Here is a 24,610-nt window from a genome sequence, read left to right as displayed (position 1 = left end):
TAAGGACCACCACCCGATGAAACTCACCACCCTCCGCCTCGCCGGCACCACCACAGCCGCCCGCGTCGACGAGACCACCGCAACCGTGATCGATGGCTACGCCGATCTGGGAGCCCTTCTCGCCCAAGACAACTGGCGTGACATCGCCGAGGCCGCCGACGGCACCACCGTCCCCCTCGCCGACGCCGACCACGCCCCGGTGATCCCCCGCCCCGGCAAGATGTTCTGCGTCGGACTGAACTACGCCTCGCACATCGTGGAGATGGGCCGCGACCTACCGGAGTACCCCACCCTGTTCCTCAAGGTCGCCGAGGCCCTCACGGGCCCGTACGACGACGTCGTCGTCCCCGAATACGCTGCCGCACAGCTCGATTGGGAGGCCGAACTGGCCGTCGTCATCGGCAAGCATGCCTACCAGGTCACCGCCGCCTCGGCTGCCGACCACATCGCCGGCTATTCGGTCATCAACGACTACACGATGCGTGACTACCAGTACCGCACCCTGCAGTGGGATCAGGGCAAGAACTTCGAGAAGACCAGCGGTTTCGGGCCGTGGCTCGACACCGACTACCAGCTCGGCAGCCGCATCGAGACCCGCCTCGAAGGCGAGGTCATGCAGGAGTCGACCACCGATGACCTGGTGTTCAAGCCCGCCGAACTCGTCGAATACATCTCGCACATCGTGACCCTCAACCCGGGCGACGTCATCATCACCGGCACCACCGGCGGCGTCGGCCACGCCCGCAAGCCGGCCCGCTACATCGGCGACGGCCAGACCGTCGAGGTCACCGTCGAGGGTCTCGGAACCGTCCGGAACAAGACCATTGTCAAGTAACGTCAGCGCGGTGAGTGCCGACATCGCGGGCTTCCACCAGCTCCCCATCGACGAGCAACTGGCCATCGCCCGCAACGGAACCGCGTACTTCGTGCAGCACCTGGCACGCGTCTCCGACGACGAGCTCGCCGGGCCGTCACTGCTTCCCGGCTGGTCACGCAAGCATCTCGTCGCGCACGTCGGCTACAACGCCGCAGCCCTGTGCAACCTGATGACCTGGGCCGCGACCGGAGTCGAGACACCGATGTATTCCTCGGCCACACAACGCAACACGGAGATCGAGGACGGATCGACGTTGGGCGCGCAGGCCTTGCGCAACCTCGTCGATCACACCGCGGCACGTCTCGACGAGGCATGGCGGCGGCTGCCCGCCGAGAAGTGGGAGGCGCAGGTCAAGACCATCCAGGGTCGCACGGTTCCGGCCGCGGAGACCGCGTGGATGCGCACCCGGGAGGTTTGGATTCACACCATCGATCTCGGCGCGGGTGGCTCCTTTGCCGACTTCCCCGAGGCCGTGCTGCTCGACCTGTTCGGCGACATCGCCGGCGCTTGGGCCCGCAAGGGCAGCGGTGCCGAACTCCGGCTGATCACACCGGCAGGCACCACCGACGTCGACCCGGATTTCGCCGGTGATCACACCGAGGTGCGCGGGGAGTTGACGGCCGTCGTCGGCTGGATGGCCGGGCGCACCGTCGACGGCGTGCAGACGACCACGGAAGTCGCTGCGCCGCACTGGCTGTGAACCACCGACGCCAAGCCGGCTGAGCTACGAAAAGTGGGGGAAGAAATCTCTTCCCCCACTTTCTCAGATTCGCCGACGTCGAGCCGTCCGCTACCCCGCCAGCGCCGCCGCGAGGTTGATCCGCAACCAGCCGCCGTTGGCGCCACTCTGATCGAGGGGGTAGCCGGCCGGAATCGCGGTGCGACGCAAGATGTCCAGCCGCTGCGCGTCGGTCAGGTTCGGGTACCGGCCACGCAGAAGCGCGGCGGCCTGCGCCGGGATCGTATTGGTCTGATTCGGGTTGATCCGCGCGAAGCCCCAGGTCATCTGCTCATCGGCTTCGGCGACGGCGGCGGTGTCGCTCAGATACGGCGTGTCCGCGGCGACGGCCTGCGCGACGGAGGTGCCCAGCGCGGCGCTCAACCGCGTACGCAACTGGACCCCGGCGCTGTCAATGAGCCTCGCGAACGCCGGGTCGGCCAACCGCTCGGCGGCCACGGCGAGCCCCATGATCCGCCCGCCCATCACATCGAGCGGATAGTGCACACCGAGAACCATTCGGCCATACCCGATCTCACCGGATCGGGCGATGATCTGCGGTCCGAGTTCGGGCAGCCAGTAGGCCAGCAGCGCACCCATCCAGTAGCCCTGGCTGGCGTGGCCCGACGGGTACGATCCGTTGCTCGCGAGTTCGGGGTACAGATCCGAACCCGGCCGGTTGTAGCGCTTGATCCGTGTCGGTGCGACGACGAAGGGCCGCGGGTTGTTGTAGTACTGCTTCTCGATCAGGGTGGTCTGCAACGGAATCCCGGCACGCGCGGTGTCACCCTCGACCAACTGGGCCACCTCGGGGATCCGACCCTCGGTGAGCAGTTGACGGAAGGTCGCACCGACCTTGGCGCCCAACGCCTCCGACAGCGACACGATCCGATCGTCGTAGTTGATGGCCAGCGCGTCGGCCTGCTGCGCGGCGGTGGCGTGGTTGTTGATGGCGACGACCGTCGACAGGTTCTGACCGATGACCTCGGGGTGGTCGGCCTTCACCGACGCGAAGCCGTCGAGGATCGGGATGTAGGTTCCGCCGGGCGGGACGTCCGAGGCAAATGGGCCGACGAGTTGTGCGGTGGAGAAACCCGCCGGCGGAGCCGCCGGAGCAGGTGCGGCCTGCGCGGTACCCGCGCCGACGAGGGTGAGGACGACGACCAACGAGACCAGGACAGTACGGATACGCATCGACAGCGACGGGACATGCATGGGAAACACTCTCGCGCATGCACATACACTCGGGCAAGACGGACAGGTGGCCGGTGAGCAGAATCGCGGCCCCAGGCGGGTCCGTTCATCCGATGTTTGCCGTCCGGTCACCCCGGTCGGATCACTCACCCGAGATCGATGTCCCCGGCCTCGACGCGCTGCCAGATCTCGTCGGTCTTCTCGATGGGAGCAACCCGATGACCGACATGACACCTCGACCCTGCATCGATGCCTCCCCGGTGGCCTCCGTCAACCATGCCGATCCCCCGTGAGGCCGGATCGGTCGGCCGGCCCGTCGCCGGCGTCAAGCGCAATGTCATCGGGCGAGGACGAGATCCGCGGCTCGCGAAGAATCGGCGGGCGGCCTACGAGTATCCGCGCATCATCCGGACCGTCGACGAACTGCCATCACCACGCCTGCCCGAGATCGGCGTGCTGCCGAATCCACGCGTGCATCGCAATGCCCGCTGCCACACCGGCATTGATGCTGCGAGTGGATCCGAACTGGGCGATCGACACCGTCAGGTCGGCCCGCGACTGTGCATCGGCGCTCACCCCGGGGCCTTCCTGCCCGAACAGCAGGACGCATTCGCGGGGCAGATCAGCGGTCTCGAGCGGCACCGCGCCGGGTGTGTTGTCGACGGCGACGATCGCCAGGCCACGCTCCCGAGCCCAGGTGATGAGGTCGGCGACGGTGTCGTGGTGTTCGAGATGCTGATAGCGATCGGTCACCATGGCGCCCCGGCGGTTCCAGCGTCGCCGTCCGACGATGTGCACCGCTGCGGCGGCAAAGGCGTTGGCGGTGCGCACCACCGTGCCGATGTTGGCGTCGTGGGCGAAGTTCTCGATCGCCACGTGGAACGGGTGGCGGCGGGCGTCGATGTCGGCGACGATTGCCTCCCGCGTCCAATAGCGGTAGGCGTCAACCACATTGCGGGTGTCACCGTCGGCAAGGAGTTCCCGGTCGTAGCGGGGATCGTCGGGGATCGGGCCGTCATGTTCGGCCGACCAGGGGCCCACCCCGACGGGTGGGGTCGACGCCGACTGCCATTCGGTGGGGCCGGGCTCACCCGGACCCGACGCCGTTTCCGGTGTCACCGACCTCAGGCGAGGCCGAGATCGGCCAGGCTGAGCAGTGAACGGTAGGGCACACCCAACGCCTCGATGACGGCATCGGCGCCGGTCGCGCGGTCGACCACCGTCGCCACGCCGACCACGGTCGCGCCGGCCTCACGGGCGGCCTCGACGGCCGTCGACGGTGACGCGCCGGTCGTGGAGGTGTCCTCGACGACGAGTACCCGCTTGCCGACGATGTCGGGTCCTTCGATCCGACGCTGCATACCGTGCGCCTTGGCGGCCTTGCGCACGACGAAGGCATCGATGGCGCGGCCCGGTGCGTGCATGATCGCGGTGGCCACGGGATCGGCACCCAGTGTCAGCCCGCCGACCGCGTCGAAATCCCAGTCGGCGGTCAGCTGCCGCATCAGGGTGCCGATCAGCGGGGACGCCTGATGATGCAGGGTCGCCCGGCGCAGATCGACGTAGTAGTCGGCTTCCTTACCCGAGGACAACGTCACCCGCCCGTGAACCACCGACAGGTCGGTGACCAGGGCGGCGAGAACGTCACGGTCGGCGGCGTCGACGGTGGGCTGGGGGGTGGGCGCAGACACGGGCGAACTCACTCTCTTGCTGAACTGATCGGGTCGCGACCGGAGATCACTGACGCCGGTGGCGGTTGCGTCGCACCGGCATCTCGCTGGGGCCGGTGCGCGTCGCGCGTGGGGCGATACGGGTCTCCGGTGCGGGTGGCTCGTCATCGAAGTCGAGGTCGGCGTCCACGGGATCGAAACCGGTGGGATCGAAGCCGGGATCGAGGTCGGCACCGACGTCGCGCCGGGCCCGACGCGGGGCCGGCGGGCGTTCGGCCGGACCGCCGCCCCGCGCCCCGTCGGGACGCTTGCTCAGCAGGGTGGGCGGCGCCGCCCCGTCGGCGCCGTCCTCGCGGGCCGCGGCCTCGAGGCGGGCGCGACGATTCTTGTCCCGCATGTGGTCGGTCTTCTCGTCGGCCAGCTCGGCCCGGGTCGGGCCGTGCGGATCCCGCGGGTCCGGCGCGTCCTGCGGCTCCCGCAGCGGCGGCAGCACCCGCAGCAGGTCGGCGAATCGACGCACGACCTCCAGGGCCGTGTCCAGTTCGGCCGGGTCATCGGTCAGCGGGATCGACCCCAGCGCCCAGTTCCCCTCGTTCCACAGCACCTCGACGTAGGTGGGTGCCTTGGTGGCCAGCGCGACCATGCGGCGGTCGCAGACGCGGCGCGCGGCGTCGAGGTTGTTGGAGAACATCACCCGCGATCCCATCGCGCCGAGCAGTTCGACGTCGTCCTCGGCGGGCGCGAGAACATCCTCGTGGCGCAGGTCGACGACAACGCTCGACGGCGTGGACCTTCGGACGGCGATCACCGTCGCGGTCTCGGCGAGGTCGAACACCACTGCCTCGGCGCCGCCGTAGTGCCCGTAGGCCACGTTCTGGACTGCGATGTGGCCGGGGACGTTCATGGTCGCGCGGCGGAACACCGTTCGCAGCTTGGAGTCGGATTCACGGAACTTGAAGTCGTGCTCGTCGCCCCAGATGGCGCGTTGATGCCGCGTGACCGAGGAACGCCGGCGATCCAGCCACAGCAGAAACACCGCACCGGCCAGTGCGATGGCGGCGATCACGAAGTAGACGATGGTGGTCATCGCGCTACAGAGTACGTCAGGCGGTCGGCGGATCGCCCGGCACGACGTATCCGCGCCCCTTGTCGACGACGTTGTTCAGCGTCGCCGACAGTTGCGCATCGGGATCGTCGGCGTATCGCCGCAGGTTGTCGAGGATTTGTGCGGCGATCACGTCACGCCAGCCCGCCACGTCGCCACTCATGTGCGCAGATATGGACACGTTGTCCATATCCCAGAGCGGGCTGTCGGCGGGCAGCGGTTCGGTGACGAACACATCCAGCGACGCCGCGCCCAGTTGCCCGGTGCGCAGCGCCTCGATCAGGGCGGCCTCGTCGACGAGTGCGCCGCGGCCGACGTTGACGAGGTGCGCGTCGGGATGCATCGCGGCCAGCACGTCGGCGTCGATCATGTTCTCGGTCTCGGCGGTGAAGGGTGCGATCACAACGACGGTGTCGAACTCTCCCACGTAATCGGTCAGCGCTGCGGACTCGCGGACCATACCGAAGTCGGGGTCCCCGGTCCGGGAGCGCCGGCCTGCGCCGGTCACCTCGACGCCGACCGCTCGCAGCAACCGTGCGATCTCGCGGCCGATACCGCCGGTGCCGATGACCAGCGCGGAGCTGCCGGTGGTCATGTGACCTTCACGATGCTGCCACCGGTGTTTCCGCTGCAGTTCCTTGGATTCGTGTAACCGTTTGTCGCGGGCCAGGATCGAGGCCAGGACGAACTCGGCGATGGGGCGGTCGAAGGCGCCGTGCGCATTGGTCACCACGACATCGGAGGCGACCAGATCGTCGAACAGCAACGAGTCCACTCCGGCCGCGCACACGTGTATCCACCGCAGCGAGTCGGCGGCGGCCCAGTTCTCGCGCAGCGCCCGGGAGAAGTAGTCCCAGAGCACGAGGGCGTCGGCGCCCGGCAAAGCAGTGCCCAGGTCGTCGGCGGTGGCGTGCCGGATGACGGCGAGTTTCTCCAGTTCGGCCAGGTTGGGAGGGGGTGGCGCATCGGGCGAACCGAGCAGGACCACCACCGGATCGGGTGCAGCCATGCGCCCCACGCTACCGGCCGCGGAGATCCCCCGTTCGGGTACATTGACAGAACATTGTCATATTGACAGCTTTCTGTCATTATGGAGGAGCGCCCACCTCAGAGATCGGAGCTCCCCGTGCCCACCGTCCACCTCGCCCTCTACGACACCCTGGCCGACTGGGAATACGGCTACGTCGCCGCCGGCATCAACAACCCTGAATTCCAGCTCACACCAGGCGAATTCCGGATCGTCACGGTCGGCGCGTCCACCGACCCGATCACAACGCTCGGTGGCATCCGGATGGTCCCGGACATCGCACTGCCCGAGGTCGACCCCACCGACAGCGCCATGCTGGTGCTGCCCGGCGCGCAAACCTGGGAGAGCGACAATGACGACTTCGTCGAAGCCGCACGGCGATGGGTCTCCGCCGACGTTCCCGTCGCCGGGATCTGCGGCGCCACCATCGGATTGGCACGCGGCGGACTCCTCGACGACCGCGCTCACACCTCCAACGCCGCCGAGCAGCTCGCGCCGACCGGATATCGAGGAGCCGGCCACTACGTCGACGCTCCCGCCGTCACCGGACGCGGCGTCATCACCGCGGCCGCCGTCGCGCCGGTGGAGTTCGCGCGAGAGATCTTCGCGCAGTTACGGATCTACGACGAAGCCGTCCTCGACGCCTGGTACCAGCTCTACGGCCACCGCGATCCGTCCGGCTTCTATCGGCTGGCGGGTCAGCAATGAGAGAGCAGCCTTCTCATCAGGAACTCTTGAGCCGGTCGGCACTGACGGCGTTCCGACTCAACGGCCAGTTCCTCGCTCTCGCCGAGGAACTGGCCCGCCCGGCCGGCCTGACCGCGACTCGGTGGCAGGTGCTCGGTGCCGTCCTGGAACGTCCGCTCACCGTGTCCGACATCGCCCGCGCCATGGGCATCACCCGTCAGAGCGTGCAGCGCACCGCCGACATCCTCGCCGCCGACGGCCTGATCGCGTACCGGGACAATCCCGCCCACGTTCGCGCCAAACTCGTCGCACCCACCGACGCCGGGATCGCCGCGGTACGACGGATCAACCCGCAGCACAGTGCCGCCGCAGACGCGCTCGCCGAGCGACTCGGCGAGCAACGATGGCAGGCCGCACTCGAAGCACTCGAAGCACTCTCGGCCGCGTTGACAGCGCCCTGAATCCCGCTGACAGCGCTCTCAATTCCGTTGACAGCGCCCTGAATCTCGTTGACAGCGCCCCGAAGCCGGATGCGTCGGTCCCCCAGGTGACGAGTGATCAGATCCGCACCGCGATCACGCACGTCTCATGACCGAGTTCGCGCGTCAGGTCGGCCACGAAGTCCTCGGACAGCGGCCACCACCACGTCCAGAACCTGATCGCGAACTCGCCGAGCGCCCACCGTTCGCCGTCGGCCCACTCCCAGTCACTCGTGCGCAGTACCGCACCACACCCGGGACAGGGCAGCGAGTCGACGGCTTCGGGCGATTCCAGCCACTCGGTGAACATCTCCGATGCCTGCGCAACCCAGTCGTCGAGGTCGACTTCGCAACCGCAGCGAGGGCACCGTGCTGCGGTCCCCACATTCTCACCCGGATGGAACACCCGGCGTTCGGTGACGAACTCGATGCCTTCGGCCTCCATGTCACAGCCCGGGTCAAGGTGCACCGTAGTTGCGGCGCCCGATCCGGGTAGCCAGAGCGCCCCGCCACCGAGCGCATCGGTCCGCTCGTCGACGATGACACCGCGGCCCAGGAGCCATTCCCGCATGCGTTCGTAGAGAGCCGCCACGTCACCCTCGCCCCCGACGTCGAGGTCCACGATGTCGACACTGGTATCACTCACCGGTCAATCCGATCACGGATCGGTCCTGCGCGCCCGACGCCGGATACACATCCGGGCGCCGTCAACGGAATCCGGGCGCCGTCAACGGAGATCAGAGTGATCACATCCGCACCGAGATCACGCACGTCTCATGACCGAGTTCGCGCGTCAGGTCGGCGACGAACTCCTCGGACAGCGGCTGCCACCAGTTCCAGAAGCTGATGGCGAACTCGCCGAGTGCCCAGCGTTCCCCGTCCACCCACTCCCAGTCACTCACGCGCAGGTCGGCACCGCACCGAGCGCACGGGAGAAGGTCGACACCATCGGAATCCCACCACTCGTTGAACACGTCCCAAGACCTGGCCTGCCAGGCGTCGCAGTCCTCCTCGCCACCGCAGCGCGGACACCGCGCGGCCCGCCCCACCAGCTCGACCGGGCTGAACACCTGCCGCGCGCTGACGAATTCGACACCCTCGGACCACATCTCACGACCCGGGTCGAGGTCGACGGTCGTCGTGGCGGCCGGTCCCGGCAGCCAGAGCACCCCGCCGCCGAGCGCACTGTCCCGCTCATCACGGATGACGCCGCGGTCCAGGAGCCACTCGCGCATCCGGTCGTGAACAGCCACGACGTCCACCTCACCCCGGACCTCGATGTCCACGATGTCGACCTTCGTATCACCCATGACCGCCATCTGATCACGCCGCACCTTCCCTCGAGCACGGCAGACGCGGTGTCTAATTGTTGACAATCCGACGATGAGGCCTCACGGTGGACCCATGACCGCCGTGGCACCCCGCACCCAGACCGCATCGTTGTCGCCGATCCTCAAACAGGCCACGCCGGTCGTGGTCGATCACGCGCAGGGTTCGTGGATTCACGGCACCGACGGCAGGGATTACCTCGACTTCACCACCGGAATCGGCGTGACCAGCACCGGACACTGCCACCCACGCGTCGTCGCCGCGGCACAAGCGCAGTGCGCCAAGGTGATTCACGCTCAGTACACGACGGTGATGCATACGCCGCTACTGGAACTCACCGAACGGCTCGGCGGAGTCCTCCCACCCGGACTCGACTCGGTCTTCTACGCCAACTCCGGCTCGGAGGCCGTCGAGGCCTCCATCCGCCTGGCCCGGATGGCCACCGGACGGCCCAACATCATCGTCTTCCAAGGCGGATTCCACGGACGCACCGTCGCCGCGGCCAGTCTGACCAGCGCCGGAACCCGATTCTCGGCCGGCTTCTCCCCGCTGATGGGCGGTGTGCACATGGCGCCCTTCCCCTACGCCTACCGATACGGGTGGGACGTCGAGACCACCGTCGACTTCGCGCTCGCCGAACTCGACTACCTGCTCACCTCGCGCGTCGCCCCCAATGACACCGCCGCATTTCTCATCGAACCCGTCCTCGGCGACGGTGGCTACCTGCCCACCCCGCCTCGATTCCTGCACGGCCTGCGTGAACGTGCCGACGCACACGGCATCCTGCTGATCGTCGACGAGGTGCAGGCGGGCTTCGGCCGCACCGGCAGGTTCTGGGGACACCAGCACGCCGACGGCCTCATCCCCGACATCCTCATCACCGCCAAGGGACTCGCCTCCGGCTTCCCGATCTCGGCGATCGCCGCTCCCACCGAGGTGATGAGCAAGGCATGGCCGGGTTCGCAGGGTGGTACCTACGGCGGCAATGCGGTCGCCGCGGCAGCCGCCATCGCCACCCTCGACGTCATCGACGACGAAGGCCTCGTCGAGAACGCCCGGGTACGCGGGCAACAGTTGATCGACGGAATCCGGAGCGCCACCGCACCTTTCGACACTGTCGGTGACGTCCGCGGACTCGGACTGATGGTCGGGGTCGAGTTCGTCACCCGCGACGGGGAACGCACCGTCCCCGATCCGGCAGCCGCCCTGGCCGTCCAGCAGGCCACCACCGAACACGGCCTGCTCACCCTCACCTGCGGGCCGGCCGGCAACGTGGTCCGCCTGATCCCGGCGCTGGTGGTCACCGAGGACGAGATCGCCACCGGCGTCGACCGTTTCACCGCCGCACTGGAATCGGCGCTGGGCGCACGAGCGCTGGGCGGATGAGCTCGCCCGTCCTCGCCGACCTCGCCGCGCACGGTCTGTCCGTCGACGACTCATCACGCCGACGCGCCGAATACTCCTACGACGCCTCCAATTACCGTGTCCCACCCCTGGCGGTGGTGTTCCCCCGCAGCGCCGACGAGGTGGCGACCGTCGCGCTTCTGTGTCATCGCCACCGGGTCCCCATCGTCGCCCGCGGCGGCGGAACCTCCATGGCAGGCAACGCGATCGGCGCCGGGATCGTCCTCGACCTCTCGCGTCACCTGACCACGGTCAGCACGATCGACGCCGACGCACGCACCGCCACCGCCGACGCCGGCGTCATCCTCGCCGAACTCGCCACCGCGGTCGGACACGCCACCGACGGTGCCCTCACCTTCGCGCCCGATCCGTCGTCGGCGTCCCGGGCCACCATCGGCGGAGCGATCGGCAACGATGCCTGCGGCAACCACTCCGTCCGGTACGGACGTACCAGTGACCACGTGTTGTCACTGGACCTCGTCACCGCCGACGGCCTGCGGATCACCGCCACCCGAACGGGTTTGGCCGCCACCCGGCCCGGCGACGCCGCCGCCACGGCACGCGCCGCCGACCTCACCGAGTCGATGCGCGAGCTCATCGCACGCAATCTCGCACCCCTGCGCACCGAACTCGAGACCATCTCTCGACAGGTATCCGGATACCACCTCGCACACCTGTTGCCGGAGAACGGGTTCGACGTCGCCCGTGCACTCGTCGGCAGCGAGGGCGGCTGCGCAATCGTGGTGGCCGCCACCGTGCGACTCGTACCGGCCGCGACGTCGCAGCAATTACTCTGCGTCGGTTACCGTTCCGTCGCCGACGCCGCCCGCGACGTGCCGGCGATCCTGCCGTTCGAACCGTCCGCGATCGAGGGGATCGATCACGCCATCGTCACCACCATGGCGGCCCGACGCGGACCCGACACCATCACGGGTCTGCCCGACGGGCAGTCGTGGTTGTTCATCGACCTCGACGACCACAGTGCCCGGGCCATATCCGAACCCGATGTGGCGTCGACCAGCAAACGACTGCTCGAGCACCTCACCGCGCAGGGCCGGATGGTCGATGCCGTCCTCGTCGACGATCCGTTGACCCGAAAGTCCCTGTGGCGCATCCGCGAGGACGGAGCGGGATTGTCGGCGCGCCTGGTCACCGACAGCACAGCCGACAGCCCACCCGAGGACGACACCACCGCCGCAACGGCCTATGAATCCTGGCCCGGCTGGGAGGACGCGGCCGTCGCCCCCGACCGGCTCGCCGACTACCTCGTCGACTTCCAATCACTGCTCGACGAGTATCGCCTCACCGGGGTGATGTACGGCCACTTCGGCGCCGGCTGCATGCACGTGCGCATCACCTTCGACCTCCGTACCGCCGACGGGCGGGACACGATGCGCCGATTCTGCACGGCCGCAGCACGACTCGTCGTCGCCCATGGCGGTTCCCTGTCCGGCGAGCACGGTGACGGACGTGCCCGGTCCGAGTTGCTGCCCATCATGTACTCGCAGGCCATGCTCACCGCATTCGGTGAGTTCAAGAGGGTCTGGGACCCCGACGGCATCCTGAACCCCACGGCCATCGTCGATCCCGCGCCGATCACCGCGAATCTCGCGTTGGCCGACGTGAGCAATCGGCCGTGGTCGGACACCGACGACTCATCCACGCCGCCAACGACACTCGATCCCTTCATCCATGCCGTCCAGGGATGTATCGGCGTCGGACGGTGCCGCAGCTCCAGCGGCGGCGTGATGTGTCCGTCGTATCGGGCCACCCGCGACGAGAAGGACTCCACCCGCGGCCGGGCCCGGGTGCTCCAGGAGATGGTGCGCACCGCCCCCGACATCCAATCCGGTTGGCGGTCCGACGATGTGGCCGAGGCCCTCGACCTGTGCCTGTCCTGCAAGGCGTGCTCCTCGGACTGCCCGACCGGCGTCGACATGGCGTCCTACAAGTCGGAGTTCCTGCATCAGCACTACCGGAGACGACTGCGTCCCGCATCGCACTACTCGCTGGGATGGATGCCCGCGTGGCTTCCCGCCGCCACCGCGACCGCACCGATCATCAACCGCTTTCTGCACATTCGCCCGGTCCAGCGGGTCGCCTCACGGCTCGCCGGCGTCGATGCCCGCCGAGCCATGCCCGCATTCGCCACCCGACGCCGGGTGCGGGAATCCCTCGACGGATTGACCGCCCCGGACCCGCACAGCGACACCATCCTCCTCGTCGACACCTTCACCCGCGCATTCCGGCCGCAGGTGGCCGCCGCCACCGCCCGTCTCCTCGGCGCCACCGGCGACGCGGTGGGTACCCGCAGTGACGTCTGCTGCGGCCTGACCTGGATCTCCACCGGGCAGCTCACCCACGCCCGAAAGGTTCTCGCCCGCACCGCCGATGCCCTTGACGACGGTACCGACCGCCCCATCGTCGTACCCGAACCGAGTTGCGCCTCGGCACTGCGCACGGATCTCCCCGAACTCGTCGACTCCCCGGCCGCGCATCGGGTGGCGGCGCGGGTCCACAGCGTCGCCGCATTCCTCCCGCGGTTGATCGAGGCGGGATTCACCCCCGAGGGCCTACCCGAGTCGGTGACGCTGCAGACCCACTGCCATGAGTACGCCACGTTCGGGGCGTCGACCGGCGCGGCCGCGCTGCGCAGCCTGGGTCTGACCGTCCACACCGCCGACGGATGCTGCGGCGTGGCGGGCAATTTCGGTTTCGAACGCGGCCACTACGAGGTCAGCCGCCAGGTGGCCGAGCAGGCCCTCGCACCGGCCTTGCGTACCGATCCACGAAACCCGGTGATCACCGACGGGTTCAGCTGTGCCATGGCCGTCGATCACCTCGCCGCCACCGATCCCCTGATCTCGGCCACCGGCACTCACCTCGCCGAGATCCTCGCGCCACCACCGAAAACCGTTGACAGCGCCCGATTCCCCGTTGACAGCGCCCGCGCACCCGTTGACAGCGCCCGATTCCCCGTTGACAGCGCCCACCCACCCCGGAGGCACCCATGACCACCACCGAATCCCGCACACACCCGGCGATCGACGGTATCCCCACCGATCTGCTGATCGACGGCCGGTCGACGCCCGCCGCGTCGGGTCGCCGATTCGACGTCGAGAATCCCGCCACCGGCGAGATCCTGACCACCGTCGCCGATGCCGACGCCGATGACGCGATGGTCGCCCTGCGAGCCGCGGCCGCACACCAGGCCCGGTGGGCGACGACGAGTCCCCGCCACCGCAGCGAAATCCTCTACCGCGCCTATCAACTCATCACCGACCGCGCCGACGAGTTCGCCGCGGTGATGACCGCCGAGATGGGTAAGCCCCTCGCCGAGGCCCGCGGTGAGGTAACCTACGCTGCGGAGTTCTTCCGGTGGTTCGCCGAAGAAGCGGTCCGTATCCCCGGCGATGCGACCACGACCGGTGACGGCGGCAACCGGATCGTCGTCACCCGACGTCCCGTCGGCCCGTGCGTGCTCATCACTCCCTGGAACTTCCCGCTCGCGATGGGAACCCGCAAGATCGGCCCGGCCATCGCCGCGGGATGCACGATGGTGTTCAAACCCGCCGAGCTCACGCCCCTCACCTCCCTCCTGCTCGCCGAGGTGCTGCGCGACGCCGGACTCCCCGACGGCGTTCTCAACGTCGTGACCACCACCGATCCCGCCGACGTCGTCGGCGCCTGGATGAGTTCGGGCCTGGCCCGCAAGGTCAGTTTCACCGGCTCCACCGAGGTCGGCAAACTCCTCATCGCGCAAGCCGCCGACCATGTGATGCGCACCTCGATGGAGTTGGGTGGCAACGCACCGTTCATCGTCTGCGATGACGCCGACATCGACCGCGCGCTCGACGCCGTGATGGTCGCCAAGATGCGCAACATGGGGCAGGCTTGCACCGCAGCCAATCGAATCTTCGTCCACCGCAGCATCTTCGACGAGTTCGCCGACGGACTCACCCAGCGAATGCGCGCCCTGACGATCGGCGACGGCGCCGCCGACGGCACGCAGGTGGGTCCACTGGTCGAAGCGAAGGCCGTTGCCAAGGTGGAGCGGCTCGTCACCGACGCGGTCGATCGTGGCGCCGAAATCCGTTGTGGCGGTATTCCTGTCGATGGTCCCGGACACTTCTATCCGCCGACCGTGCTGACCGGTGTGAGCGGCGACGCCGAGTTGATGCGCACCGAGATCTTCGGTCCGGTCGCGGCGCTGATCCCGTTCGACGGCGACGGCACCGACGCCGACGACACCGTGATCGGCATGGCCAATGCCACCCCGTGGGGTCTTGTCGGTTATGTCTGCTCCGCCGACGCCGACCGCCTCGCCGAGATTGCCGATGCGCTCGAAGTGGGTATGGTCGGACTGAATACCGGCCTCGTCTCCAACCCGGCCGCCCCGTTCGGGGGTGTCAAGCAGTCCGGGCTCGGCCGCGAGGGCGGTCGGCTCGGGATCGAAGAGTTCCTCGACGTCAAGTACACATCCACCCCGATACGGCAGAGGAAGCGTTAGGTGTATCTCGGAACCCAGCTGTTCACCGACAGCGAGTACGCCGACCGACTGACCCGCGTGCGGGAACGTATGGATCAGCAGGGGCTCTCGGCGCTCATCGTCACCGAACCGGCGAACCTGTTCTACCTCATCGGCTACAACGCGTGGTCCTTCTACACCCCGCAGATGCTGTTCGTCCCCATCGAGGGTGAGCTGGTGTTCTTCGCCCGCGAGATGGATGCCCATGGCGCACATCGCACGACGTGGCTGCCGGAGGAGCAGATCGTCGGCTATCCGGAGAGCTATGTGCATCGACCGCATGTGCATCCGTTCGACTGGGTGGCGTGGGCGTTGCGGCAGCGTCATCTGATCGCTCCGGCGTCGCGTGCGGGATCGGTTGGCCTGGAGATGGATTCGCACTACTTCACGCCCAAGGCGTACCGCGCGCTGTACAACGCGATCCCGGAGTGGAAACTCGTCGACGGCTTCGAACTCGTCAACTGGGTGCGATCGGTGAAGTCCGACGCGGAGATCCAGTTGATGCGGCAGGCCGGGATGGTGTGTTCGGAGGCGATGCGCGCCGCCATCGACACCGTCGACGTCGGGGTGCGGCAATGCGATGCGGCGGCGGCCATTTCGCAGGCACAGATCACCGGGACCGAGGACTTCGGTGGTGACTATCCGGCGATCGTCCCGATGATGCCGACCGGCGCCGCCGCCGACACCCCGCATCTCACCTGGCATCAGGGCACTTTCGCGAACAACGAGGCCGTCGTCATCGAACTCACCGGCGCACACAACCGGTATCACTGCCCGCTGGCCCGCACGGTCGCGCTCGGCACGCCGTCGAAGGATCTCGACTACGTCGCGCAGGCCACCGCCGAAGGCCTCAACAATGTCCTCGACGCCATCCGCCCCGGGGTGGCCACCCGGGAACTCGCCTCCACCTGGAACTGGACGCTGGCCAAGTACGGTCTCGAAAAGCCCTCTCGTCTCGGCTATTCCATCGGAATCGGGTATCCGCCGGATTGGGGTGAGCGCACCATCAGTATCCGCACCGAGGACGAGACGATCCTGGAGACCAACATGACCTTTCACATCATCTGCGGAATGTGGATGGAGAACTACGGTTTCGAGCTGTCGGAGTCGGTTCGGGTGAGCCCGACCGGTGTCGAGACGTTCACCGGCTTCCCCCGCGAACTCATCCAGAAGTGAGATGCCCCATGACATTCACCGCACCAACCGCACCCACCATTCCGCTCGCCGGACGCGCCAAGGACCTCGTCGGTTCGATGATCGACTCGTCGACCTCCCTGCTGGCCTCACAAACCCACGACATCGTCCGATTCGCGATGGGTTCCCCCGCCGACGAGGCCGTCCCGGCCGAGGAGTTCCGGCAGATCGCCGGTGAGATCCTGGACAATTCGTCCTTCACATACGGCGCCACCGAGGGTGAACCACGACTGCTGCAACTGCTCGTCGACTACCTCGCCACCACCCCGGATCCGTCGACGCATGACCGCCTCGTCATCACCACCGGCGGTATGCAAGGGCTCGACCTCGCGTCGAAACTCTTTGTCGATCCCGGTGATCTGGTCATCGTCGAGTCCCCCACCTACACCAACGGCAGCGCCACCGCCCTCTCCTACGGCGCGCAACTCCTCGAGGTGCCCGTCGACGACGACGGCATGCAGGTCGACACCCTGGTCGATCTCGTCGAACGCACGCGCCGGACACCGAAGGCCATCTACACCATCCCCACCTTCCAGAACCCGTCCGGCGTCACCCTGAGTGAGGAACGCCGGCGGGAACTGCTGCGCCTGGCCCATCGGTGGGGTGCGGTCATCATCGACGACGACCCGTACGGTCTGCTGCGCTTCTCCGGCGAGGACATCCCCACCTTCCAGACCCTCTCCCCCGGCGATCCGCTGGTGTTCTCGGTGCGCACGTTCTCCAAGATCCTCGCGCCCGGCTGGCGGGTCGGCTGGGTGGACGCCGATCCGTCGCTACGCCAACTGCTCATCAACGGCAAGCAGGCGATGGACACCTGCACCAACGTCCCCAATCAGCACATCGTCGCCGAGTACATCGCTCGCGGCGGCCTACAGGATCATCTGGCCTCACTGCGCACGTTGTACCGGGAACGCAAGGACGCGATGCTCTCCTCGATCGGCCGTCACCTCGGTGATCGCGTCACCACCACCGACCCGGACGGCGGGTTCTTCCTGTGGGTGACCCTCGGCGCGGAGTTCGCCGAGATCGACACCCGGGAGCTCTTCGAGGTGGCCCTCGCCGACGGTGTGGCGTTCATCCCCGGTCCGGCACTGTCCCCCAGCGGACGTTTCCGCAACGCCCTGCGCCTGTGCTTCGCGTCCTCGACCCCCGAGCGCATCGAGGAGGGTATTCGGCGTCTGACGGGCACTCTTGAGAGGATGTCAGCACGACCCTGACTTCCGGGTTGTGTGACGAAGGGACCCGCGCGTGACCCCCAGCGAATCCGGTGCGGCAGCCGCGTCGACGATGATCGACGTCGACGAGCTCATCGCACTGACCGTGGCGCTCGTCGAGGCACCCAGCGAGAATCCCGGCGGCACCGAGGCAGAGGCCGTCGGTGTGCTGGAAAAGGCTTGCCAGAACGCCGGTTTCACCGTGTCGACGCAGGAGGTGGCACCCGGGCGCCCCAATCTCGTCGCCACGTTGCCGGGCGGCGACGGTTCCGGGCTGATGTTCCTCGGGCACTCCGACGTCGTCCCCGCCGGACCCGGGTGGACGGGTGATCCGTACCGTGCCCGCGTCGTCGATGGCACGATCATCGGCCGCGGCAGCACGGACATGAAGGGCGGTCTGGCCGCGGTGGTGGCGGCCATGTCGGCGCTGTCCCGCTCCGGCGCCACCTTGTCCGGGCCGGTGACGCTGATCTGCACCGTCGACGAGGAGGAACACGGCGCCGGTGTCCGCGATCTCGTTCGGCGTCCGTTCGGGGAGTATCTCGGCTGTGTGGTCGCCGAACCCACCGGCCTCACGGTCGTACGCGGTTGCCGCGGCGCCTCCTACATCGAGGTCGACATCACCGGTCGCGCAGCACATTCGGGCCGTCCCGATGACGGCGCCAGCGCCATCTACGCGGCCGCCGCCATCGTCGATCTGATCCGGGCCGATCATGTCGCGATGGTCGGGTCGGCACAGGGCCTGCTGGGTTCGGGGACGTGGAATGTCGGCACCATCGCAGGCGGACAAGGTATTTCGGTGGTCGCCCCGATGGCGTCGCTCGGTATCGATCGACGCCTGATGCCCGACGACGACGCCCACGAGATCGCCGCCTGGCTGCGTACGCGTATTCACGACGCCGGCATCGATACCGGCGGTATCGGTGTCGAGGTCAAGGTGACGATGGAGATGCCGGGTTTCGAAACCCCCGCCGACCACCGACTGGTGACCACTGCCGTCGACACGATGTCCGCCATCGCCACCCCCACCACCGTAGGCGGCTGGACCGCCGCGTGCGACGGCGGATTCATCAACCGCGACATGGGTATCCCCGCAATAGTGTTCGGCCCGGGCGACATCAACACCCAAGCCCACCAACCCGACGAGATGGTCCGTATCGCCGACCTGCACACCGCCGCAACGGCATACGCACTGATGGCGCAGGACCTACTCGGCTGAGACCGTCGGTCGAGTAGCCGCGAGGAACGAGGGCGTATCCGCCGGGCCGAGCTTGTCGAGGTCGAGACCACCCACCCCCGCTGGTCGAGGTGCGAGGAGCCCCCAGGGCGACGAGCCTCGAGACCACCGCAACCCGAAAACACAGCCAGCCCAAAACTTCCCAGCCCCAACCCACCAGGCCTCGACACGACCTCCGTTACGACGAAGCTCAACGCAAGGCTAACGCTCCGGTCAGCTCGACCAGCGGACATGGCTCACAACCAGCGGGCGGTCACCCCGCCGGCTGAGGACGCACCTACCGCCGACCGGAGAGCACCCCGGCGCCTTCCGACACCTCGAGATCTTCTGTGCGTTCCGGTATCTCGGTGCCGCGAATCGAGCAACCGGCGGTCTCCTTGAGGAAGACCAGCGCCACCATACCGATGGCACACGCGCCCATCATGTACACCGCGGGGAAGAGATTCCAGCCGGTCGAGTCGACCACCGCGTCGTTGACCAGCGGAGCCGTGCCACCGAAGGCAGCAGTCGCGACGTTGTAGGAGATCGCGAATCCCGCATACCGCACCTGCGTGGGGAACATCGCCGGGAAGGTGGCCGAGATGGTCGACAGCTGCGGGATGTAGAGCAACCCGAGGATGACGAATCCGACTATGGCCCAGGCAAATCCCTGACCCATGAGCCAGTACAAGGGCAGCGACAGGACGAACAGTCCGATCAGCGATCCCCACCACATCGGTTTGCGTCCGGTCGAGTCCGACCAGGCACCGAAGAACGGGATCATCACCATCATCACCAGCTGGCCGATCAACACGACCGTCGAACCCGACGACTCGGACAATCCGATGGTGCTCTTCAGATACGTCGGCTGATAGGCAAGCAGCGTGTAGTTCACCACGTTGAGGGCGATCACCATGCCGAACATGATGAGAATCGGACGCCAGTAGTTGCTCAGCAGATCTTTGAAGCGGGTCCACGCCGTACCGGTGATCTCGTTGTCCTGCTCGAGCTCCTGGAAGACCGGCGTGTCCTCCATCTGCGACCGCAGATACAGTCCGATCAGCCCCATGGGCAGGGCGATGAGGAACGGGATGCGCCAGCCCCACGTCTGCATCTGCTCATCGCTGAGCAGCACCTCCAGCAGCAGTACAAACGCGGTGCCCGCGGAGAATCCGGCGAGGGTGCCGAACTCGAGGAAGGAACCGAACCGGCCGCGCTTGCGGTCCGGTGCGTACTCGGCCATGAACGTTGCGGCGCCGCCATATTCGCCGCCGGTGGAGAATCCCTGGATCACGCGCAGAGCGATCAGCAGGATCGGTGCCCAGACACCGGCAACGGCATACGTGGGCAGCACACCGATCAGGGCGGTGGCCAGTGAGATCAGGATGATCGTGATGGCCAGCACCGACTTTCGCCCGATGCGGTCACCGATCGGCCCCCAGATCATGCCGCCGAGTGGGCGCAACACGAACGAGATCGCGAAACCGAGCATCGTGCCGATGGTGCCGAGATGGCCGGGAAAGAAGGCCTGAGTGAGATAGGTGGTGGTCGCGGCGTAGACGCCGTAGTCGTACCACTCGGTGGCATTGCCGATCGCTGACGCCCCGATTGCCTTACGGAGTAGCGCTTTTCCTTCTCGCGACTCCGGATCGGGTGCGAGATCCTCGAAGCTGGCCGAGGAGTTTGCCGTGGTCATCTGTGCCTCTCTGGTGGAGTCGGGGGCCAGTTGTTCTCGGGCTGACTCACATCGGTGGGCGATGATCCCGGACGTACCTCACGTCCTCGAGGGCGATGACTCCGCGGTCTGGGAGACCTCTTCTCCTGCCGCGGCGTCACCGATCAAACGGTGCAGCCCGTCCCTCATGTGGTCGATCATCAGCACGTCGGCCGCCGGCGCATCTCCTGCCGCGATGGCGTCCACCAATGCCTGGTGTTCGTCGATTCGGTCCTTTCCCGAGGAGTAGGTTCCCCGCATCGCCCGCAGGCACATCCGCGTCTCCACGAGAATCGTCTCGTGGAGGCGCGAAAGCCGCTGACTTCGTGCGTATTCCACAAGCCTTTGGTGAAACACCATGTCGGCCTCGGCCATGTCGGGCCCGTTGGGGTCGGCGGCGTACTCGCGCATCAGGGCGACCGCGTCGGACAGGGCCGCAATCGATTCCGGGTCGTCATGGCGAATGACCTGCTCGATTGCCGCCCGCTCCACCGCGGTTCGCGCGATGTACATGTCGCGAATGTCGTCATCGTCCATCGAGACGACGAACAGTCCGCGGTTGCGGTGACTCACCAGCAGACCTTCTGCGGTGAGGCGTTGCATCGCCTCGCGCAACGGACCGCGGCTGACCCCTAGGTCGGCCGCCAAACCTGATTCCGTCAGTTGCGAACCAGGCGGAAAACTACCGTCGGCGATGGCCTCATGCAACTTGCGGGCGATGATCGCCGGTGTCGATTCCTGCACGATCGGCGCCAACACCCGTGTGCGTCCCGAGGTCGAGTCACCCCGGCCTCGTGAGCGCGCATCCGCCATCTCTGCTCTACCTTCTTACTCTTCACCGGCCGCAATGTCAGCTTCGCAGTGGACATTCCATCGCGAATCCGGGCCTGACCAGCTACTTCACATGTCGATCCGACAAGCCCACAACTCGCACTGGCATTGTGCGATTGTTGACAATCTACTCGGATGTCGCGTCGCCTGGCAACCACACCGGACGATTCATCCCCGCACGAATCGGTACCCCATCCCGGCCTCGGTCAGCAGATGCACCGGATGACCGGGATCGTCCTCGAGTTTGCGGCGCAGACTCGCCAGATACACCCGCAGGTAGTTGGACTGATTGAGATACGACGGCCCCCACACCGCGCCGAGGATGTCGCGCTGTGACACCAGCTTTCCTTCGTTGCGCACCAGCAACTCCAGGATTCCCCACTCGGTCGGGGTGAGATGCACCGGCTCACCGGAGCGCGTCACCTGTTTGGCGGTCAGGTCCACGACGAATCCACCGGCGTCGACCACCGCCGAACCCGGGGTATCCGAGACCGCCGCGCCACGCCGCACCGCCGCGCGTAGCCGCGCGAGAAACTCCTCCATCCCAAAGGGTTTGGTGACGTAGTCATCGGCACCGGCATCGAGTGCTGCCACCTTGTCGACGGATTCGCCGCGCGCCGAGAGCACGATCACCGGAACATTGGTCCACCCCCGCAGCCCCTGCAGGACGGTGATGCCGTCGATGTCGGGAAGTCCGAGATCCAACACGACGACCTGCGGGTTGGTTTTCGCCGCGGCCGCCAGCGCCGACGCACCGGTCGAGGCGGTGCTGACCTGAAACCCCCGCGCCGCCAGATTGATCCGCAACGCACGCAACAACTGTGGCTCATCGTCGACGACGAGCACCCGCACCCCGTCACCCATCGACGACCTCACCCACCCCGTCATCTCGCACCGCGAGGTCATCGTGCACCGCCTCGGAGGTCGGCAGCGTGATCACCATCGTTGTCCCACCTCCCGGTGTGTCGACCACCGCCAGCGTGCCACCGATCGCCGAGACGAATCCGGCGGCCACCGACAATCCCAGACCCACACCACCGTCGGCGCCGTTGCGGTCACTGCCCTGGGTGAACGGTGCGAACACCTGATCCCGGCGATCCGGCGGGATTCCCGCGCCGTGATCGATCACCCGGATCACCGTCTGTGACTCACCACCATCCGATACCGCCGGCGCCACCTCTACCTCCACCTCACCCCCGCCGTGCCGGACCGCGTTGTCGATGAGGTTGGCCACTGCCCGCTCCAGCAATCCGCCGTCGGTATCGGCCCACACGGTGCCGAATGTCATCCGCACCTCGGGATCGCCCGGCTCCCGCCGAGTCACGGTCGCCACCGCACGATGCAACACCTCCACCAGATAGGTGCGCCGCCGTTGCGGCCGCACCGCTCCCGCTGCCAGCCGTGTGGAGTCCAGCAGGTTGCTGACCAGAGCCGCCAGCTGATCCACCGATTCCTCGATGGTGGCCAGCAGTTCGGCGGTGTCCTCGGGACCGAAGGTGACGTCGGTGCTGCGCAGGCTCGACACCGCCGCCTTGGCGCCGGCCAGCGGGGTGCGCAGGTCATGACTGACTGCCGAGAGCAACGCGCGCCGCAGCTCGTCGGTTTGCGCGAGCGCGCGTGCCTGAGCGGCCTGCGCCTCGAGCTCGCTCCGACGCACCGCGGCGGCGGCCTGCGTCGCCACCGAGGTCAACACCCGACGGTCCCGCCCACCGACAACCGGCCCGGCCAGCAACAATTCGAACTCCCCACCCGGTACCGGACACGCCGTGTCGGCCCGCTCAGGACTCGTCGGCGGACGTTCACCCACGGCCGCGGCCACCCGATGCGTCGCGGCGGACTCGGTGCGTACCACTGCGACCGCCCGCTGATCGTAGGTCTCGCGCACCTTCTCGAGCAGTCCGCCGACACCGGCGCCGCCGAGTACCGCATCACTGAACAGTGCCAACAATTCCGCGTCACGACCTGCCCGCTGCGCCTGCACCCTGCGCACGGTGGCCGAATCCACCAGCACCGCAACCGCAATGGCCACCACCAGCAACACCAGGATGGTGATCATGTTGTCGGGTTCGGCGATGGTGAAGGTGAAGCGCGGATCAGTGAAGAAGTAGTTGAGCAGCAGCCCCGACACCACCGCCGACAACGCCGCCGGCCCGACACCACCGAGCATCGACACCGCCAGCACCGCCACGAAGAACAGTGCCGATTCCGACGCGAATCCCAGCCACCGGTCCAGAAGTGCGAGTGCCCCGGTCATCACGACCGGAATGACCAGTGCCGCCAACCAACTCAGCGGCCGATGAAACCGGGTGTCGCGGATGTCGAGTCGCGACCGGCGTCGGGTCTCGTCGTGGGTCACCATGTGCACATCGATGCGTCCACTGGAGCTGACGACGGCGGCGCCGACCCCCTCGTCGAAGATCCGTTTCCAGCGCGGTCGCCGCGATGTCCCCAGAACCAGCTGGGTGGCGTTGACCCCGCGCGCGAAGTCGAGCAGCGTCGTCGGGACGTCGTCGCCGACGACGGTGTGAATGCGCGCCCTGAAACCTGCTGCCAGATCGCGCAATTCATTCAGATCCGCGGCGCCGGACAGACCGTCCCCACGAATCACGTGTACCGCCACCAACTCCGCACTCGACCGCGACGCGATCCGGCTGGCCCGCCGCAGCAGAGTGGCCGATTCCGGCCCGCCGGTGATGGCCACCACGACCCGTTCACGCGCCTCCCAGGTATCAGTGATGGCATGTGCCGCACGGTAGTCGGCCAGATTGTCATCGACCTGGTCGGCCAGCCAGAGCAGTGCCAGTTCACGCAAGGCGGTCAGGTTGCCCTGCCGGAAGTAGTTGGTGAGTGCGCCGTCGATCCGTCCGGCGGCATACACCTTGCCCGCGATGAGTCGTTGCTGCAGCGCTTCCGGGGCGATGTCGACGAGCTCGATCTGATCGGCGGCGCGCACCACGTCGTCGGGAATGGTCTCGCGTTGCACCACGCCGGTGATCTGTTCGACGACGTCGTTGAGGCTTTCCAGGTGCTGAATGTTGACTGTGGTCAGCACATCGATCCCGGCGTCGCGCAGATCCTCGATGTCCTGCCGGCGTTTGGTGTTCACCGACCCGGGCGCATTGGTGTGCGCGAGTTCGTCGACCAGCGCCACCTGCGGGTGACGCGCCAGCACCGCGGCAAGATCCATCTCCGACAACGTGGTGCCCCGATGGACGACCTCGTGGCGCGGGACGACCTCCAGACCATCGATCATGGCCGCGGTGGCCGCCCGGCCGTGCGTCTCCACCACGGCGACCACCACGTCGACACCCTCATCGACCAATCCGCGTGCACTTGCGAGCATTTCGTAGGTCTTGCCGACACCGGGGGCGCACCCGAGAAAGATCTCGAGGCGCCCTCGGCCCTCACCTGTGATGACCACGC

At 67.3% G+C, this 24,610-nt stretch carries 21 protein-coding genes; 10 read left to right on the top strand and 11 right to left on the bottom strand.

Annotated features, from left to right (window positions below):
* Positions 1-16: 16 nt before the first annotated feature.
* On the top strand, positions 17-835 hold the full coding sequence (locus tag ABLE92_RS22795) for a fumarylacetoacetate hydrolase family protein (RefSeq protein WP_348807078.1): 819 nt from the start codon (positions 17-19) through the stop codon (positions 833-835).
* A 10-nt stretch (positions 836-845) separates the two neighbouring features.
* On the top strand, positions 846-1,577 hold the full coding sequence (locus tag ABLE92_RS22790; RefSeq protein WP_348807077.1) for a maleylpyruvate isomerase family mycothiol-dependent enzyme: 732 nt from the start codon (positions 846-848) through the stop codon (positions 1,575-1,577).
* Between the two features lie 90 nt (positions 1,578-1,667).
* On the opposite strand, the gene ABLE92_RS22785 is transcribed toward ABLE92_RS22790, so the two are convergent.
* The 5 genes from ABLE92_RS22785 to ABLE92_RS22765 all read right to left on the bottom strand — a co-directional run bounded on the left by ABLE92_RS22785 (position 1,668) and on the right by ABLE92_RS22765 (position 6,573).
* Positions 1,668-2,810 (bottom strand): acid phosphatase, encoded by a 1,143-nt coding sequence (locus tag ABLE92_RS22785; protein WP_348807076.1) that lies wholly within the window; start codon positions 2,808-2,810, stop codon positions 1,668-1,670.
* Positions 2,811-3,218: 408 nt separating this feature from the next.
* Positions 3,219-3,908, bottom strand: coding sequence for a TrmH family RNA methyltransferase (locus ABLE92_RS22780; RefSeq protein ID WP_348807075.1), 690 nt, complete (start codon positions 3,906-3,908; stop codon positions 3,219-3,221).
* Positions 3,909-3,913: 5 nt separating this feature from the next.
* Positions 3,914-4,480: an orotate phosphoribosyltransferase gene (gene pyrE / locus ABLE92_RS22775; protein ID WP_348807074.1), complete on the bottom strand. Its 567-nt coding sequence runs from the start codon at positions 4,478-4,480 to the stop codon at positions 3,914-3,916.
* A 46-nt stretch (positions 4,481-4,526) separates the two neighbouring features.
* A complete protein-coding gene (locus ABLE92_RS22770; protein ID WP_348807073.1) occupies positions 4,527-5,546 on the bottom strand; it encodes a TtfA family protein in 1,020 nt (339 codons plus the stop codon).
* A gap of 16 nt (positions 5,547-5,562) precedes the next feature.
* Entirely contained in the window at positions 5,563-6,573 is a 1,011-nt protein-coding gene (locus ABLE92_RS22765; protein WP_348807072.1) for a D-2-hydroxyacid dehydrogenase, read from the bottom strand.
* A gap of 117 nt (positions 6,574-6,690) precedes the next feature.
* On the opposite strand from ABLE92_RS22765, the gene ABLE92_RS22760 reads away from it, so the two are divergent.
* Complete coding sequence (locus ABLE92_RS22760) at positions 6,691-7,299, top strand: DJ-1/PfpI family protein (RefSeq protein ID WP_348807071.1); 609 nt, start codon at positions 6,691-6,693, stop codon at positions 7,297-7,299.
* Entirely contained in the window at positions 7,296-7,739 is a 444-nt protein-coding gene (locus ABLE92_RS22755; protein ID WP_348807070.1) for a MarR family winged helix-turn-helix transcriptional regulator, read from the top strand. The genes ABLE92_RS22760 and ABLE92_RS22755 overlap by 4 nt, the downstream gene beginning before the upstream one ends.
* Positions 7,740-7,836: 97 nt before the next feature.
* Here ABLE92_RS22755 and ABLE92_RS22750 read toward each other — a convergent pair whose 3' ends face one another.
* Both ABLE92_RS22750 and ABLE92_RS22745 read right to left on the bottom strand, forming a co-directional pair.
* The gene (locus tag ABLE92_RS22750; protein ID WP_348807069.1) at positions 7,837-8,403 is read right to left on the bottom strand and encodes a hypothetical protein; all 567 of its coding nucleotides are present in this window, start codon (positions 8,401-8,403) and stop codon (positions 7,837-7,839) included.
* A gap of 100 nt (positions 8,404-8,503) precedes the next feature.
* Entirely contained in the window at positions 8,504-9,067 is a 564-nt protein-coding gene (locus ABLE92_RS22745; protein ID WP_348807068.1) for a hypothetical protein, read from the bottom strand.
* A gap of 94 nt (positions 9,068-9,161) precedes the next feature.
* Here ABLE92_RS22745 and ABLE92_RS22740 point away from each other — a divergent pair, with 94 nt between their 5' ends.
* The 6 genes from ABLE92_RS22740 (at position 9,162) to ABLE92_RS22715 (ending at position 18,645) form a co-directional block, all read left to right on the top strand.
* A complete protein-coding gene (locus ABLE92_RS22740) occupies positions 9,162-10,472 on the top strand; it encodes an aspartate aminotransferase family protein (protein WP_348807067.1) in 1,311 nt (436 codons plus the stop codon).
* Positions 10,469-13,504, top strand: a complete 3,036-nt coding sequence (locus ABLE92_RS22735; protein WP_348807066.1) for an FAD-binding and (Fe-S)-binding domain-containing protein — start codon at positions 10,469-10,471, stop codon at positions 13,502-13,504. The genes ABLE92_RS22740 and ABLE92_RS22735 overlap by 4 nt, the downstream gene beginning before the upstream one ends.
* On the top strand, positions 13,501-15,000 hold the full coding sequence (locus ABLE92_RS22730; protein WP_348807065.1) for an NAD-dependent succinate-semialdehyde dehydrogenase: 1,500 nt from the start codon (positions 13,501-13,503) through the stop codon (positions 14,998-15,000). The genes ABLE92_RS22735 and ABLE92_RS22730 overlap by 4 nt, the downstream gene beginning before the upstream one ends.
* A complete protein-coding gene (locus tag ABLE92_RS22725) occupies positions 15,001-16,194 on the top strand; it encodes a M24 family metallopeptidase (protein WP_348807064.1) in 1,194 nt (397 codons plus the stop codon).
* A gap of 8 nt (positions 16,195-16,202) precedes the next feature.
* Entirely contained in the window at positions 16,203-17,429 is a 1,227-nt protein-coding gene (locus ABLE92_RS22720) for an aminotransferase-like domain-containing protein (protein WP_348807063.1), read from the top strand.
* 70 nt (positions 17,430-17,499) lie between these two features.
* Positions 17,500-18,645 (top strand): M20 family metallopeptidase, encoded by a 1,146-nt coding sequence (locus ABLE92_RS22715; RefSeq protein ID WP_348807119.1) that lies wholly within the window; start codon positions 17,500-17,502, stop codon positions 18,643-18,645.
* Positions 18,646-18,940: 295 nt separating this feature from the next.
* On the opposite strand, the gene ABLE92_RS22710 is transcribed toward ABLE92_RS22715, so the two are convergent.
* From ABLE92_RS22710 to ABLE92_RS22695, 4 genes are all read right to left on the bottom strand, one after another.
* Positions 18,941-20,338, bottom strand: coding sequence for an MFS transporter (locus ABLE92_RS22710; RefSeq protein WP_348807062.1), 1,398 nt, complete (start codon positions 20,336-20,338; stop codon positions 18,941-18,943).
* A 78-nt stretch (positions 20,339-20,416) separates the two neighbouring features.
* Positions 20,417-21,169, bottom strand: a complete 753-nt coding sequence (locus ABLE92_RS22705) for a GntR family transcriptional regulator (RefSeq protein WP_348807061.1) — start codon at positions 21,167-21,169, stop codon at positions 20,417-20,419.
* A 186-nt stretch (positions 21,170-21,355) separates the two neighbouring features.
* Entirely contained in the window at positions 21,356-22,051 is a 696-nt protein-coding gene (locus tag ABLE92_RS22700; RefSeq protein ID WP_348807060.1) for a response regulator, read from the bottom strand.
* Entirely contained in the window at positions 22,044-24,608 is a 2,565-nt protein-coding gene (locus ABLE92_RS22695; RefSeq protein WP_348807059.1) for a DUF4118 domain-containing protein, read from the bottom strand. Before ABLE92_RS22695 ends, ABLE92_RS22700 begins: the two co-directional genes overlap by 8 nt.
* Positions 24,609-24,610 lie beyond the last annotated feature (2 nt).

It is taken from the genome of Gordonia oleivorans (genome assembly GCF_040044975.1).
GTDB classification, from domain to species: Bacteria; Actinomycetota; Actinomycetes; order Mycobacteriales; family Mycobacteriaceae; genus Gordonia; species Gordonia oleivorans.
This window is presented reverse-complemented; position numbering and strand designations above follow the sequence as displayed.